This window comes from Microcystis protocystis FBCC-A270 (assembly GCF_050500235.1).
Classification (GTDB): domain Bacteria; phylum Cyanobacteriota; class Cyanobacteriia; order Cyanobacteriales; family Microcystaceae; genus Microcystis; species Microcystis ichthyoblabe_A.
Genome location: NZ_CP191407.1, coordinates 4,076,934 through 4,091,311, shown reverse-complemented (window position 1 = coordinate 4,091,311; position 14,378 = coordinate 4,076,934). Strand labels below are relative to the sequence as shown.

16 protein-coding genes are annotated in these 14,378 nt (G+C 44.0%); 11 read left to right on the top strand and 5 right to left on the bottom strand.

Annotation, left to right across the window (positions count from 1 at the left end; all coding sequences use genetic code 11):
- Positions 1-29: 29 nt before the first annotated feature.
- Together ACQY1X_RS19930 and ACQY1X_RS19925 are read right to left on the bottom strand one after the other, a co-directional pair.
- Positions 30-278 carry a hypothetical protein gene (locus tag ACQY1X_RS19930; RefSeq protein WP_002745417.1) on the bottom strand — a complete coding sequence of 83 codons (249 nt, stop codon included), beginning with the start codon at positions 276-278 and terminating at the stop codon, positions 30-32.
- A gap of 72 nt (positions 279-350) precedes the next feature.
- The gene (locus ACQY1X_RS19925; protein WP_255520686.1) at positions 351-473 is read right to left on the bottom strand and encodes a hypothetical protein; all 123 of its coding nucleotides are present in this window, start codon (positions 471-473) and stop codon (positions 351-353) included.
- A gap of 344 nt (positions 474-817) precedes the next feature.
- Here ACQY1X_RS19925 and ACQY1X_RS19920 point away from each other — a divergent pair, with 344 nt between their 5' ends.
- Positions 818-1,321: a pentapeptide repeat-containing protein gene (locus ACQY1X_RS19920; protein WP_430015051.1), complete on the top strand. Its 504-nt coding sequence runs from the start codon at positions 818-820 to the stop codon at positions 1,319-1,321.
- Positions 1,322-1,355: 34 nt separating this feature from the next.
- On the opposite strand, the gene ACQY1X_RS19915 is transcribed toward ACQY1X_RS19920, so the two are convergent.
- Positions 1,356-2,834, bottom strand: a complete 1,479-nt coding sequence (locus ACQY1X_RS19915; RefSeq protein WP_430015050.1) for a GUN4 domain-containing protein — start codon at positions 2,832-2,834, stop codon at positions 1,356-1,358.
- 18 nt (positions 2,835-2,852) lie between these two features.
- Positions 2,853-3,329 carry a hypothetical protein gene (locus tag ACQY1X_RS19910; RefSeq protein ID WP_061432093.1) on the bottom strand — a complete coding sequence of 159 codons (477 nt, stop codon included), beginning with the start codon at positions 3,327-3,329 and terminating at the stop codon, positions 2,853-2,855.
- 73 nt (positions 3,330-3,402) lie between these two features.
- Between ACQY1X_RS19910 and ACQY1X_RS19905 the strand changes: the two genes are divergently transcribed.
- Complete coding sequence (locus ACQY1X_RS19905; protein WP_176721611.1) at positions 3,403-3,549, top strand: hypothetical protein; 147 nt, start codon at positions 3,403-3,405, stop codon at positions 3,547-3,549.
- A 67-nt stretch (positions 3,550-3,616) separates the two neighbouring features.
- Here ACQY1X_RS19905 and ACQY1X_RS19900 read toward each other — a convergent pair whose 3' ends face one another.
- The gene (locus ACQY1X_RS19900) at positions 3,617-4,594 is read right to left on the bottom strand and encodes a phosphate ABC transporter substrate-binding protein (protein ID WP_430015049.1); all 978 of its coding nucleotides are present in this window, start codon (positions 4,592-4,594) and stop codon (positions 3,617-3,619) included.
- A 106-nt stretch (positions 4,595-4,700) separates the two neighbouring features.
- Between ACQY1X_RS19900 and gpmI the strand changes: the two genes are divergently transcribed.
- The 9 genes from gpmI (at position 4,701) to ACQY1X_RS19855 (ending at position 14,241) form a co-directional block, all read left to right on the top strand.
- Positions 4,701-6,299, top strand: a complete 1,599-nt coding sequence (gene gpmI / locus ACQY1X_RS19895; RefSeq protein ID WP_430015048.1) for a 2,3-bisphosphoglycerate-independent phosphoglycerate mutase — start codon at positions 4,701-4,703, stop codon at positions 6,297-6,299.
- Between the two features lie 29 nt (positions 6,300-6,328).
- Positions 6,329-6,583 (top strand): hypothetical protein, encoded by a 255-nt coding sequence (locus ACQY1X_RS19890; RefSeq protein WP_430015047.1) that lies wholly within the window; start codon positions 6,329-6,331, stop codon positions 6,581-6,583.
- A 59-nt stretch (positions 6,584-6,642) separates the two neighbouring features.
- Complete coding sequence (locus ACQY1X_RS19885) at positions 6,643-7,011, top strand: type II toxin-antitoxin system RelE/ParE family toxin (protein WP_430015046.1); 369 nt, start codon at positions 6,643-6,645, stop codon at positions 7,009-7,011.
- A 67-nt stretch (positions 7,012-7,078) separates the two neighbouring features.
- Entirely contained in the window at positions 7,079-7,312 is a 234-nt protein-coding gene (gene secG / locus ACQY1X_RS19880; RefSeq protein WP_002736485.1) for a preprotein translocase subunit SecG, read from the top strand.
- Positions 7,313-8,029 (top strand): peptidase, encoded by a 717-nt coding sequence (locus ACQY1X_RS19875; RefSeq protein ID WP_194013202.1) that lies wholly within the window; start codon positions 7,313-7,315, stop codon positions 8,027-8,029. It abuts the gene before it with no gap.
- Positions 8,030-8,385: 356 nt separating this feature from the next.
- Positions 8,386-10,155 (top strand): tetratricopeptide repeat protein, encoded by a 1,770-nt coding sequence (locus tag ACQY1X_RS19870; protein ID WP_430015045.1) that lies wholly within the window; start codon positions 8,386-8,388, stop codon positions 10,153-10,155.
- Complete coding sequence (locus ACQY1X_RS19865; protein WP_430015044.1) at positions 10,152-10,889, top strand: FlgD immunoglobulin-like domain containing protein; 738 nt, start codon at positions 10,152-10,154, stop codon at positions 10,887-10,889. Before ACQY1X_RS19870 ends, ACQY1X_RS19865 begins: the two co-directional genes overlap by 4 nt.
- Positions 10,886-12,025: a hypothetical protein gene (locus tag ACQY1X_RS19860; RefSeq protein ID WP_430015043.1), complete on the top strand. Its 1,140-nt coding sequence runs from the start codon at positions 10,886-10,888 to the stop codon at positions 12,023-12,025. The genes ACQY1X_RS19865 and ACQY1X_RS19860 overlap by 4 nt, the downstream gene beginning before the upstream one ends.
- Before the next feature lie 164 nt (positions 12,026-12,189).
- Positions 12,190-14,241, top strand: a complete 2,052-nt coding sequence (locus ACQY1X_RS19855) for an NAD(P)H-quinone oxidoreductase subunit 5 (protein WP_430015042.1) — start codon at positions 12,190-12,192, stop codon at positions 14,239-14,241.
- Positions 14,242-14,378 lie beyond the last annotated feature (137 nt).

The following is a 14,378-nucleotide window of genomic DNA, read 5'->3' as shown; positions in this document are numbered from 1 at the left end:
GAACCAGAGAACAAAGAATCATCATAACATTATTGATCATCTGGCAAAGCTAAAATTTCATCCCCAATTAAATCAGGTAAATTTTCGGTATGAACGTGCAAGTGAGTAATTGAGCCTATTAATTCTGCCAAAATATCCCCTTTTTGGTCATCAGTTAGGCTTGGTAATTTAAGCTGACTTAGTAAGAATAAAACCGCCTCGCATTCTTCACCTAATTCAGATAATAGAGTGGCCAAGGTAGAGTTGACTTTCAAGGGTTTTTCAGTGTTTGAAATCATTGCTTATTTTCCTCTGTTTAATCGCTTTTCTGCTCTAGATAAACTTTTTTCTAAACCTTTAATTTCTCTTTTCTAGTAATTAATTAAGTTTTCATCGGGGGATTCTTTTTGTTCCTCATTGGCAATTTTTTGATGATGGATCAGAATTTGATAACGAATGCTTTCAACAGATTTACGAAATTTCTTTTTTGACAAGTATTTACTCCTAACTTGCGCTGGTTAATATCTATCGTAATTATAAACCATAGATTATGTAGGGGAAAATGGCATTTACCCTCCTGGGGTGACGGTGACAGGTATCGAATCGCGGAACCCCTGATAACCTCGTGTTGAACCCCTGTAGGATCGGAGTTTGAAAAAACTGCGACACGCCTTATATGCTACAATTCACTGACACAGGACTGTCCAAACCCTTGAACATAAACACGCACTAAAAAAGTGTGATAGTGAGATGCCCCCAGTGGAATACCCTTTAATGTTTTGACATTTTTACAGGATAAAGCTAAGATAAGGACTATTCATCTTCAATCGTGGACAAAATGTTAGCGGAAATCAGGCTCAAAACCTTAACTGTTGCCATTATCTTTAGCTTTATTGGGTTAACCACCCCTATTTATGCAGAAAACCCCGATCATGTAGCAAAACTAAAAAAGACAAAACAATGTCCGGGTTGCGATCTCAGTGGGGCAGATTTAAGCAAGTTGAACTTAAAGAATGCCAACTTGAAAGGTGCTAATTTAAGAAGTGCCAATTTAAGCGAAAGTAATTTACTACAAGCTGATTTGGAAGGGGCAATTTTAACAGGTGCTAACCTAGGTTATGCTAACCTCATTGGGGCTAACCTCAAGAATGCCAAGCTAAATAGTGCTGATTTGGGTCGTGTAAAATTTATGGATGCTAATTTGACGGGAGCGAGGTTAGCTAATGCCTATATATTTGGTGCCAACTTTACTGGGGCTGATATGAGTGGTGTAATTCTGAATGGTACTCGAGATTGCGGCTACGCCATTGCACCCGATGGAAGTACAGGAATAAGATGTTAAACAACATCTAAAAACATCTAAGCAATTCTTGATATTAATTACCTTTCTTTCGACAATCTGCAAAGCGTGAATATAGCAAGTGCCGATTCGTATTGCTTCCTCCATCTGACCAACCCTCTCCTAAAGGATAAGTTATTTGTACCGGAAGATGTCCTTGAGGTGGATTGGCATATTTAATATCATCACTCGATATATAGCTACTACCAGAACTGGTACTAGATGGTAGTATCCATTGAACCCATTGAGCAAATTGACGATAAGCTTCAATGATAGTTGTTGAATTATTTTTAGCATCATTCCAAAACTTTAATTGTGCCGACAGTCCTAATTGATTATTACTGTACTCAGACCAAAGCCGATCAATAAATTTTAAGTCCTCACAAGCAAAACTATTAATATCCTTTTCATCCAACCAGTCCCTATTTTTCCAATCTGGATTTTGATACTTGGCTGACGCTAACATTAACTTAAAAGTTATGTCGTCTGCTTCTTTCCATTTCTTTTGTTGCAGGAGTTCTAGTAGCGTTGTATAGTCCACGCCAGTGGTTGAGGAGATGAGGGTCGATCGCGGTTGGATTGGCGGATTTGATGGTGTTGGTTTCGGTGGCGTAACCACGGGAGGTGATGGACTGGGTTGGGGGGATACTACGGCTATAGATGAGCGAAAAACAATATCTCCCCGATTTAAGTTAACATCTAGAATCGTCCCAAATTGAGGATGTTGATTTCCCCTTGTTAAATTGGGAAGATGTTGCGTCAAATAAAGACCTAATTCACTTCCCGTTACATACCCATCTTTTGTATAATCAGCCTCCCCTTCTAATGCTCTCAAAAATAGCGGCGTAAATACACTTTTTGCAGGAACTTTTTCATTCGCATCACCAGCCGTTAAAAATTGCCTCACGGGTTTATTCATCACATCTCGGATATAAGCATTTCCCGCATCCTCTCCATTAGATCTTTGTTTAAAAATCGTTCCCGAGAAACAACTATCAAACACAAATAAAACGTGCTTTGCCTCCATTTGAGTTGCCCAAGAATTAATCTGTTCCATTGACAATGCCGCTTTCAGAAAGCCCTGTTCATCAACAATCGGATCGGGTGCATCAACGGGAACTAAATATCCTTTGGTCTGCTGACGAGTGTAACCATGCCCTGCAAAAAAAATCACTAGACGATTATTCTGTCGATAACCATAATCATCGATAAAATCCTTGATCCCATTACTCAATTTAGTTCGATTGGGATTGGGAATTTCTCTAACCTGAAATCCTTGTTTTTGTAGTGCCGTTATGACCTCTTTCGCTTCATATTGAAGGTTATTTAATTTTCCCCAATTTTTATAATCTCCAGCCCAAATAACTAAAGCATGGCTTTCTTGATAAACAATAACTTCTTTCCCATTAGCATCTTTTACGATCAAGGAATTACGCTGAGCTTGTGCTATTTTTATACCAACAAGACTAGCTGTTATTCCCGTTAATGCCAAACATCCCCAAAAAGCCTTTTTCATTACCTTACTCCTTCCACATCATTTTATTAATGGGGTTAGTGCTTGGATGAGTTCGGTTGCCTTTGGATCGTTTTTTTCTCTAAAAATTATCTTGACTTCATTACCTTGATCGATAATAATTGTCCCTCGTTCTAAATTTGCGTTGTTTTCGATTAACAATTCTCCTTTTTTGTTTTTACGGACAATAACTCCTCCATATTTAGTATCTTTATAAATTTCTAATAAAGTTGTGGCAATCTGCCCCAAAGCAACTGCCCCAATTAAAATATAAATAAGGGGTAATCCCCGATCATCCGTTATCGTTGACTTGTCTGGAATGACTTGCCCTTCAAAGTTCAATTCTTCCCGAACAGTGTTCACCTGTTCTGCGGGAACGCGCCACTGAATGTTGACTGATTGACTTTCCTGCGCTGAAACGCTTTGGTTTGAGAATCGATGGAAAAAAAGGCTCAAAACCAAGCCAACCAAAAATTTGCGCCGTTTAATGATAGACATCAATACCACCTTAAGCTCGTCTTTTTTCTGATTTTAACAGTAGAATCGCCGATGGGAATGAATAACTTAATTTATGACTCCATTCGTCTCACCTGAGAAATTTCTAATTTCATATCTACCGAAAAAAGATTCCAGGTTGACCATTCCCGTGGCGATCGTTTATGAAAAAGATAATGGTGTTCAGCTAACCATTCTCAATGCTTCCCCGTCTCCACAGTAAAATAGGCAATGCTCACCCTAGTCATGCAAGGCGTAAAATTTCCCAGATTTTCAGATATTCTCGCTAACTACTTTTGTAGGTCTTCATTGGCCCGAAAAATCGCTTCTTGACCATCACTAGAGGACACAAAACCCATAAAAGCTTTGACTGTTTCACTAGCAGGTTCTTTGTAAACGTAGTAAAGGGTACGCTGCCAAGGATAATTAGGTTCACTGGCTGAAATTCCGTCCACAGCGATCGCCCTGACGGTTTTTTGGTTGGCAATTTGGTTATAGGTCGCGTAACTAATGCCATTCAGTCCCAAAACTCGCAAAATTGGGGTGGTGGCATCCCTGTCCATCATTTTAAAATTAGTTCCTGTACCAAATTCTCCCCCTTGCAGCACTTCCTGACGAAAACTTTGATAAGTGCCACTAATCGGAGGACGATTAATCACTTGAATAGTAGCAGCAGAACCGCCCACCTCCGACCAAGAGGTGATTTTTCCGGTAAAAATATCTTTAACTTGGGTAGTGGTTAACCCCCCCGCAAAGGGGTTTTTTACTCCCACCACAATAGCGATCGCATCTCGAACGATCGGACTAGAAGCCAATCCCTGAGAGCGTTCTGACTCGGTTAAAGGTCGTGACACCGCCGCAATATCGATCGCCCCCCGGGCTACTTCCTCTAATCCCCTATCAGATCCTTGAGCATTTGTCAAGACTTCTACCCCCTGAAATTTGGCAGTTAAAGCGGCTTTTAAGGCTTGATTAATCTGTACCATACTGGTAGAGCCGTTAATGCGAATTGTCGTGCCACTGGGGATAGAAGTCGGTGGGGCAAAACTAACCACTCCCTGGGGTGAGGGGGGAGGGGGTAGGGGAGAGGAGGCACTTCCCGATACCGGCGATTTTTGCGGACTTTTACTGCTGCCACAGAGAAAAAATTCTTGACCCGCGGCACATTGACTTTGTAGCCAGAAGTAACCCCCACCTAAAATGCCCGCAGTGGCTAAAAGAGCGATTATTAAAGCAGTTGTTTCGTTTTTTTGAGACATACCCATCATTTGCTGACATTAGGGGGTCGATCGCCCCGACACCGGTGATCAATGGAAGTTTCGATGATATTATCTTAGTGCATGGAAATCCACTCTTAATTTAGGACTGTATATCATGACCCACGCACCTATATCCCCAGTCGTACTGGTTATCCTTGATGGTTGGGGTTATCGCCCGCAAAGGTCGGATAATGCGATTGCAATGGCGAAAACCCCGATTATGGATAGCCTCTGGGAAGTGTATCCCCACACCTTAATCCGCACCTCCGCTAAGGATGTGGGACTACCAGAAGGACAGATGGGCAACTCGGAAGTTGGCCACCTGAATATCGGAGCGGGACGAGTTGTACCACAGGAATTAGTACGAATTTCCGATGCGATCGAAGATGGTTCGATTCAACAAAATCAGGCTTTATTAAAACTATGCGCCGAGATTAGCCCTAAAAAAAGCAAATTACACCTGATTGGTTTATGTTCCGAGGGGGGAGTCCATTCCCATCTCGATCACTTACTGGGATTATTAGACTTAGCGAAAGTGCAAGGGATTAGCGATGTCTGCATTCATGTCATCACCGATGGTCGCGATACCAACGTCACCGACGGAATGCCAGCTATTAAACGGATTCAAGAACATATTAATAAAATCAAACTCGGTCGCATGGTGACTCTCAGTGGCCGTTATTATGCCATGGATCGGGATCGCCGTTGGGATCGGGTGGAAAAAGCCTATAACGTGATGACCAGTGATCAAGGTATCGACGGGCGATCGATCACGGAAGTATTACAGGCATTTTATGATCAAAATATTACCGATGAATTTATTCCCCCCACCAGAATTGCCCCGGGGGCGATCGAAGCGGGCGATGGGGTGATATTCTATAATTTCCGTCCCGATCGAGCTAGACAGTTATGTTATGCCCTGACTATGCCCGATTTTGAAGATTTCGATCGAGATTTAATTTCTCCCCTCAGTTTTGTCACTTTTACCCAATACGATCCGAAATTACCGGTAGATGTGGCCTTTGCTCCCCAGAATTTAAATAATATTTTAGGACAGGTGATCGCTCAACAGGGATTAAAACAGTTTCGTTGTGCGGAAACCGAAAAATATCCCCACGTCACCTACTTTTTTAATGGGGGGTTAGAAAAACCCTTTGAGGGAGAAGTGCGCGAATTAATTCCCAGTCCAAAAGTCGCCACCTATGACCAAGCTCCGGCCATGTCGGCAGCCGCGGTGACAGCAGCGGTCTGTGGGGCGATCGAACAGGGGATCTATAGTCTCGTGGTAGTCAATTACGCTAACCCCGATATGGTGGGTCATACGGGCATTTTAGACGCGGCCATGAAAGCAGTGGAAACGGTGGATCTATGCTTGGCTAAGTTGTTAAGTAGCGTCAATAAATTGGGGGGAACAGTGTTAATCACCGCAGACCACGGTAACGCGGAAACGATGGTGGATGAGTCGGGTAATCCTTGGACGGCCCACACGACTAATCCCGTTCCTTTAATTTTAATTGAAGGGGAAGGAAGAAAAATACCCGGCCACGGTGGCGATGTGCAGTTGCGGGATGATGGTCGTTTAGCCGATATTGCCCCCACTATCCTGGAAATTCTACAAATTCCCGTCCCAGTAGAAATGACCGGGCGATCGCTGATTAAACCGGCCGAAGTGGAAATTAAAGCCAGTCGCACTCCCGTCCGCATCTCGCTTTAACGAGTAAAAAGTCAAGAAAGGGGAATTTTATGCTGAAAACCATCGAAGGTGTTTATCGAGATGGACAAATACACCTAACCGAGTTACCCAATGATATTAGCGATCGCTCACAAGTGCTGGTGACTTTTCTCGATCAAATCGATCCTAGTAAGCTCAGACAACTGATGGAGTATTTAGAGAGCATTGAGGGGATTCAGCAAGGTTTCGAGGAGATAAATTCCGGTAAAACCCGTCCTCTTGCCGATTTTGCCCAAGAAATGGCCGAAAAATATGGTATGGCATAGAACGAGTTAGTTAGGACGCTTTCAATTTTCAAACTCTTATCGGTCAAGGGTTTCAGCGATTGATTGTCCTAACCACCCCGCTCTTTGCTATATTTCAGGTTGAAATTACCCCAACTGCCACGGCACAGATCGAAAAAGCCTATCGCTGGTATCGAGGTTATAATGCCGAGTTTGCTGACCGTTGGTTTCGAGGATTAATGAATGCTATTGCGACTCTGCAAGAGAAACCAACTCGTTGTGCTTTAGCGCTCGAACAGACGATTTTTCTACCCAAAGAAGTCCGACAACTTTTTTATGGGAAAGGCAAAAATGTCTATCGAGTGCTTTTTACAATTAGAGATAGTACGGTTTATGTGTTATATGTTCGCCATAGCGCCCAAGCACCACTAACACTTGAGGATATAGAGGATGAAGAGGACCCTAGTTGATAACTAATTCAAAGCTGACGGCTTGATAACTGCTATACTTTGTAATGGAAAATAGAGAGTAATAATCATGACAGTGGTGCTGGTAGTACAGATTATTTGGGCGCTGGCGGCGGCCTTTCTGGCGATTTTGGTGTTATTACACAGTCCCAAAGGGGATGGTATTGGCGGTATTGGCGGTCAATCACAGATTTTTACCAGCGCAAAAACGGCGGAAAAAACCTTAAATCAGGTGACTTGGGCGTTGGGGACGGTATTTATCACCCTAACTATTGTACTGAGCGCCGGCTGGTTAAATCGCTAAATGCTAAGAGGTCGGTTCTCTTTTCTAGGACTCGCAGCCTTGGCGAGTCTTTTGCTGTTTTCCTATTCTTTGATCGCCGACAGTCGATCGCTACCAGAGTTAAAAACCCATCCTTTACCCGCTAATTTAGCCCAATGGCAAGAGCAAAACCAGTCCGGGGATTATTTTGATGCTGTGGAAATCAGTCCCGTGGGGGCGTTGATTTGGTCGCAATTTCCCGTGAAGATCTACGTTCACAGCGATCGCAGTTCTTGGCTGAGTTTGGTACAACAGGCGATCGCTGAATGGGGGCAGTATTTGCCGATGGAGTTGGTAAATCGGGCAGAATTGGCCGATATCCTCATTAAACGGGAGTTACCGCCGTCGGGAGTCCGTTTTAATGTCGAAACTGGTAAGTTAGAACTGCCCCGGGTGCGTTCTGCCATAACACAATACGAGATTTTTGTCAAGGAAAATCGCCTAACTCATCGGATGAGTATCCAGATTAGTCCTAATTTAGCCGATCGGTCGGCCTTAGCGGCAGCGCGGCACGAATTAGGTCACGCTTTGGGAATTTGGGGTCATAGTCCCCTAGAGACGGATGTGATGTATTTCGCTCAAACTAGAGATATTGCCCCGATTTCTAGCCGGGATATTAACACTTTAAAAAAGGTTTATCAGCAGCCAACTAAGTTAGGTTGGCAGATGGATCAGCTAGGGTATCTAATACCTGAATAGGTAAATATTGCTCTTCAGTCGGTTCTGCTATTAAAAAGTATAAGTTATGGATATACTTAGGGCTTGCTGAATAATGGTGAAATATAGACGAAGTAAGGGTTTTAGGGTCTTGTTTCGCGAAACAGGTGCAAGATTTTGAGAGAATCGTGGTTCAAAACCTTGCGTCTTCATGGTTCCGCGTCCTGTAGGGGCGAAGCATTCGGGCAATAACCTATCGGTAAAACCGGAGATTTTCTATCCGAATGCTTCGCCCGTACTTTTTGCCGCAAACCCCTACTTAACCGACTAAGATGCAGCAATGTTCCTGACTCCATTGCTATCTGTTAACCTATAGATGGAATATTTTCAATCAGCTTATGAAAGTGGTGCGGCTGGCTTGGGTGTTAACTTTGGCATTGGTGATCATGCCGCCGACAACAGTGGCACAAACACTAGAGCAGTTATGGCAACAGGGTGAAACCGCTCAAGCGCAAAAAAAATACCCGGAAGCCGAAAGAATCTGGCGACAAATTATTCAGCTTGATCCTAACAGTGCTGTGGCTTTTAGCAATCTCTGCGCTGCGCTATTCCGTCAAAATAAGTTAGACGAAGCACTGATTTTCTGTCAAAAGTCGCTCGCTCTCGATCCAAAACTTCCAGAAACCTACAACGGTCTCGGTATCGTGCTGGCAAACCAGAAAAAACTGACAGAAGCCGAGGAGATGTTCCGTAGGGCGCTCGCTCTTGATGATAAGTATGTCCGTGCCTACAACAATCTCGGTAACGTGCTGAGGGCCCAGAAAAAACTGAAGGAAGCGGAGGAAATGTACCGTAGGGCGCTCGCTCTTGATGATAAGTTTGTCCCTGCCTACAACAATCTCGGTAACGTGCTGAGGGCCCAGAAAAAACTGAAGGAAGCGGAGGAAATGTACCGTAGGGCGCTCGCTCTTGATGATAAGTTTGTCCCTGCCTACTACAATCTCGGTATCGTGCTGAGGGCCCAGAAAAAACTGACGGAAGCGGAGGAAATGTACCGTAGGGCGATCGCTCTTGATGATAAGGATGTCGATGTCTACAACGGTCTCGGTAACGTGCTGTCGGACCAGAAAAAACTGACGGAAGCGGAGGAAATGTACCGTAGGGCGATCGCTCTTGATGATAAGTATGTCTATGCCTACAACGGTCTGGGTAACGTGCTGTCGGACCAGAAAAAACTGACGGAAGCGGAGGAAATGTACCGTAGGGCCTTAGATTTACCCGATGATACCTCTGCCACCCCGACTACCGTTCACACCATTGCCCATAATAATTTGGGTCGGCTCCTACAGGAACAGGGCAAGCTAGAGGCAGCGATCGCTGAGTTCGAGAAGGCGACGAAAATCGATCCGAAGTTTGAATTTGCCAGCAATAACCTGCAAGAGGCCCGGCGCTTGTTATCGTTGCAGCAACAACCGGATCAGATCATCGCTTTGAATAATACCGAATATTTACGCCAAGAGGATCCCCTCACCCGGATCAAGCGATCGATCGTTAAAATCAGTGTGGTCTTTACCGGTAACGCCAAGGGGACTGCCTACGGTACGGGTTATGTGGTCAAACGCCGGGGAACAACGGTGTGGATTATCACTAATCGTCATGTGGTGGTCGATCGCGACACGGAACAGAGGGCCGATAATCTGGAAAATAATCTGGAAGTGGAACCCTATTACGGCGAAAATCTACCCAACCTCCCGCGCGATCGTGTAGTGGCTAAAATAAGTCAGATCACCGAACCCCAAGAAAACTTGGATTTAGCTTTGCTGGAAGTCACGGGTTTACCAGACGATATCAGTCCTTTAACCTTTCATCAAGGCGAAATTAACCCACAAACACCGATTTCTATCATCGGACATCCTGAATCAAAAGATTGGTCGAAGTACGAGGCGATTACCATCGGCATTCAGTCTAGTAGCGGCAATTTATTAATCGATGTGAGTCTGGCCGTGGGGGGGTCTGGTAGTCCAGTATTCGATCAGGAAATGCGGGTGATCGGATTGATGTTTAAAACGATTAACGAGTCCCAAATCGATTCTTCCGGTATCGGTTTCGCTTACCCAATCGATCGAGTTCTCCAAAAATTAGCTCAATGGCAGGTGGTTGTACCATGAAAAAATCATTTATTGCCCTCAACTTAACAATTCTTAGTCTTATTTTGGTCTCGTTCTTCCCTATTCAAGCTCAAAACTGTGGGACGGGAAATACTAGATCTAGCAACTATATCCAGAGAGATAATGACAAGCGCTGTGAGGGAATAGCTCCGATCGATATTGCGGGCAGTTTTAGTCTTATTTCCCTTTCTATCGGCCGGATTCGGGAGATGACTGACCCCCTAAAGTTGGAAGTACCTAGTCGTAATAACCGAGCGCCAAAAGTGATAGTGCGTTCTGTGCCAAAAAATTATCAACTCGATCCCCTCACCTTGCGTCCCCAAGGTTCTCGCTATCAATTTAAATGGTCTAACTATGTTATTGATCGCGAAGATATCGCCCTTGAAAGTCTGCGGGCCACGGCCTTTATCAGTGACGGTAAATTGATCTATTTGCCAGTTATTTTTAATCCGGCAAAAACCTACGATATCGTCCTTTTTGCTAATGCGCGTAGCCAGATCAAAGAATTACAAATCCTCCAGAACAACGAGGTTATCTATGAGACTTCTCGCCCTAACTGGCAACCAAAAGGAGAAATTTTCTTTACTTGGGATGGTCGTACTTCTGATGGTAAACTGGCTAAGGCGGGATTGTACGAATTGCGAGTCAAAGCTTTATTAGAACAAGATAATGCTCCTCCCAGAAATGCCCCGACTAATATAACTTTTGAACATAATCCCCAGTGGCTAAAATGAAGTCCAAGCATAATTTTAAAAGTTTCTGGCGATTTATCAGGAAAAATCTCAAGTTTTGCACAGTTTTTATAGTTACTCTAGCACTGGTTTTCCTGTCGATTTTTTGGGGAATTATCCCAGTTAAACAAAACTTTGAAGGCAATTTATTGGTAAAAAGCTTTAGTTTTACCTGTCAAGAAAACGAAAGTTTATTGCTCAAAGATGTCTATAATCTTTCCCAAATAGATCTATCGGGACTGAAAAAATTTACCCTCGCTGGCACCTTTAGCAGTCTTGCAGATCCCGAACTGAATAAACGAGAGCGACTAGAAATTGAATCAATCCGGGAAAATAGCACTTTAACAATTACCCCGACGGCGGATTTTATCCTGCAAGAACTCCGTTTACAAAAGGAAACTAGAGTAAAAAATCTCAAATACGCGCCTTTTAATAATCTTTTGGCTTTTAGTTTGCAGCCAAATTCTCAACCAGTAAATTTATCATTTAACCCTAGCGGCAACCCGATTAAAATAACTCTTTCTGGTTATAAAATTGCTAATTTACCCCAAAAAAAAGAGGATATTCCCCTCGAATTTAATCTCAGTACCACCGAATTTAAATTAGAAATACAACAAGCGATCGATGTTAATTTACAACTTTCTCAAGATAAAGAACAGCCTATTTTTTGGCGCAATATTAAAGTTAATAATGTTAGATTTGAGCGACCGATTATCACTGGTAATAATGTGAGAGATGACTTAGTGGAATCAACAATTATTTCTGGTAATATCCGGATGGCTCAACAGGATCTTAAGCTAGAAGAAAACCAATTCCTGATCGTCGAGAAACCGGGGGTAGAGATATTAAATCAGATAAAAATTATCCGAGAGGATAGCAACCAAAACCTCAAACTAAAAACCACGGGGGAAAACTTGCAGATTAGCGAAGCATCACAAGGTTTAGAAGTGAGCGTTTCCGGCAATACCAACAGCATCCAAGTGGGGTTAAATCCGCGACTACCGATCGCCCAAATTCAAGGCAGTTTTTTATCCCGTTATCTTGGCAGCGAGGCGATCGTGGCGATAATTTCCTTTTCTGCTGGTTTAATCGTTTCCTTGCTTTCGTGGTTATTCGATAATTTTACCGCTTCTCCCTAAAAATTACCGTCCCGCTCGCTAAACTGCCAAATCGATAAGATCCTTTGACCTTTCGCCGCCCTATGGAGCAAAACTAGGTATAAACACTTTCTTAAGAATTAACCTATGTCACAATAGATGAGGATAAACCAAATAGTGTGAAATTGTAAACTAGGTATTACTGAATGGAACCGCTTTATCAGTACGCGTGGCTAGTTCCCGTCCTACCCTTGGTAGGCGCTACCCTAGTCGGTGCGGGCTTAATTTCCTTTAATGAAGTCACCAATCGTCTGCGACAGGCAAATGCTGTATTAATCATTTCTACCCTCGGTGCGTCGATGGTGCTGTCTTTTGCACTGCTGTGGAGTCAAATCAATGGACACGCTCCCTATACCCAAATGATCGATTGGGCATCGGCGGGTAACTTTCACCTGAAAATGGGTTATACGATCGATCACCTCAGCGCTTTAATGTCGGTTATCGTCACCACCGTAGCCTTTTTGGTGATGATTTATACCGATGGTTACATGGCCCACGACCCCGGCTATGTGCGTTTTTACGCCTATCTGAGCATTTTTAGCAGTTCTATGCTCGGTTTGGTCATCAGTCCCAACCTCGTCCAGATCTACATTTTCTGGGAATTGGTGGGGATGTGTTCCTATCTGCTAGTAGGTTTCTGGTTCACTCGTCCGGCGGCTGCCGAGGCCTGTCAAAAAGCCTTTGTTACCAACCGCGTCGGCGATTTTGGCTTATTACTGGGAATGCTGGGGCTTTTCTGGGCCACCGGTAGCTTCGAGTTTGATATCATGGGTGAACGTCTAGAGGAATTAGTCTCTTCTGGAGCCATTGCCGGCAGTTTAGCGGCATTATTCGCCGTTTTAGTCTTCCTTGGACCCGTGGCCAAATCAGCCCAATTTCCCCTTCATGTCTGGCTACCGGATGCCATGGAAGGTCCGACCCCGATTTCGGCCCTGATTCACGCCGCCACGATGGTGGCCGCCGGAGTTTTCCTGATTGCTCGGATGTATCCCGTTTTTGAGCCAATTCCCACGGCGATGACGGTAATTGCTTGGACGGGGGCCTTTACTGCCTTCCTAGGGGCAAGTATCGCCCTCACCCAGAATGATATCAAAAAGGGTTTAGCCTATTCCACCATCTCCCAATTGGGTTATATGGTTATGGCTATGGGTATTGGTGCCTATAGTGCCGGGTTATTCCACCTGATGACCCACGCTTATTTTAAAGCGATGTTGTTCCTCGGTTCCGGTTCGGTCATCCACGGTATGGAGGATGTGGTCGGTCATGAGCCGGTTTTAGCGCAAGATATGCGGATGATGGGCGGTTTACGCAAGTATATGCCCATTACTGCCCTAACTTTCCTGGTGGGAACTCTGGCCATCTGTGGGATTCCTCCTTTCGCTGGTTTCTGGTCGAAGGATGAAATTCTCGGTTTAGCTTTTGAGGCGAACCCGTCCTTATGGTTAATCGGTTGGGCTACTGCGGGTTTAACAGCTTTTTATATGTTCCGGATGTACTTTAACACCTTTGAAGGGGAGTTTAGAGGGACTAATAAGGAGATTAAACGCCGACTGTTAGCCAATGCGGGCGCGATTCCGGCTTTTGGACCGGGGGCAATGAATGTTAAGCAATTAGACTCGGAAGCACAGGAAGAAGACAACCACGGCCATCATGCCCATGAACCCCACGAATCGCCAATTACTATGACTTTACCTCTCATGATTTTGGCGGTTCCCTCTTTGTTGATTGGTTTGGTGGGTAAACCTTGGCAGAATTTCTTCGAGGGTTTTATTCATGTTCCTAACGAAGTGGTGGAAGAAGTTCATGCTTTTGATTGGACAGAGTTTCTGATTATGGCGGGTAATTCGGTAGGGATTGCTTTAATCGGGATTACTGTCGCTTCTTTGATGTATCTCCAGAAGAAAATTGACCCCGCAACTATTGCGGAAAAATTCCCCGCTTTGTATCGTTTTTCCCTGAACAAATGGTACATTGATAATCTCTATGATCGAGTTTTTGTCCAGGGTTGTCGTCGTCTCGCACGGCAAATTATGGAAGTGGATTATCGCGTTATCGATGGGGCTGTGAATTTAACCGGTTTAGCTACTCTTGTCAGTGGTGAAGGTCTTAAATACCTTGAAAATGGTCGCGCCCAATTCTACGCTTTAATTGTCTTTGCCGCAGTTTTGGGCTTAGTAATTGTCTATAGTCTGGTGTAGATTTTTAATCGGTTGACTAAAGATTTTTGGGGGCGCGAAGCCCCTTTTTTCAGCTTTAAGTCTCCCTTGTTAATCTGTTGAGTATAGGCTACATATCAGGACAGGCAAAAGGGAACAGGGAGAATAAATAATCAGTC

Coding starts and splice junctions, on each gene's coding strand:
- ACQY1X_RS19930 (WP_002745417.1), bottom strand. CDS start 278: ATGATTTCAAACACTGAAAAACCCTTGAAAGTCAACTCTACCTTGGCC.
- ACQY1X_RS19920 (WP_430015051.1), top strand. CDS start 818: ATGTTAGCGGAAATCAGGCTCAAAACCTTAACTGTTGCCATTATCTTT.
- ACQY1X_RS19915 (WP_430015050.1), bottom strand. CDS start 2,834: ATGAAAAAGGCTTTTTGGGGATGTTTGGCATTAACGGGAATAACAGCT.
- ACQY1X_RS19910 (WP_061432093.1), bottom strand. CDS start 3,329: ATGTCTATCATTAAACGGCGCAAATTTTTGGTTGGCTTGGTTTTGAGC.
- ACQY1X_RS19905 (WP_176721611.1), top strand. CDS start 3,403: ATGACTCCATTCGTCTCACCTGAGAAATTTCTAATTTCATATCTACCG.
- ACQY1X_RS19900 (WP_430015049.1), bottom strand. CDS start 4,594: ATGATGGGTATGTCTCAAAAAAACGAAACAACTGCTTTAATAATCGCT.
- gpmI (WP_430015048.1), top strand. CDS start 4,701: ATGACCCACGCACCTATATCCCCAGTCGTACTGGTTATCCTTGATGGT.
- ACQY1X_RS19890 (WP_430015047.1), top strand. CDS start 6,329: ATGCTGAAAACCATCGAAGGTGTTTATCGAGATGGACAAATACACCTA.
- secG (WP_002736485.1), top strand. CDS start 7,079: ATGACAGTGGTGCTGGTAGTACAGATTATTTGGGCGCTGGCGGCGGCC.
- ACQY1X_RS19875 (WP_194013202.1), top strand. CDS start 7,313: ATGCTAAGAGGTCGGTTCTCTTTTCTAGGACTCGCAGCCTTGGCGAGT.
- ACQY1X_RS19870 (WP_430015045.1), top strand. CDS start 8,386: ATGAAAGTGGTGCGGCTGGCTTGGGTGTTAACTTTGGCATTGGTGATC.
- ACQY1X_RS19865 (WP_430015044.1), top strand. CDS start 10,152: ATGAAAAAATCATTTATTGCCCTCAACTTAACAATTCTTAGTCTTATT.
- ACQY1X_RS19860 (WP_430015043.1), top strand. CDS start 10,886: ATGAAGTCCAAGCATAATTTTAAAAGTTTCTGGCGATTTATCAGGAAA.
- ACQY1X_RS19855 (WP_430015042.1), top strand. CDS start 12,190: ATGGAACCGCTTTATCAGTACGCGTGGCTAGTTCCCGTCCTACCCTTG.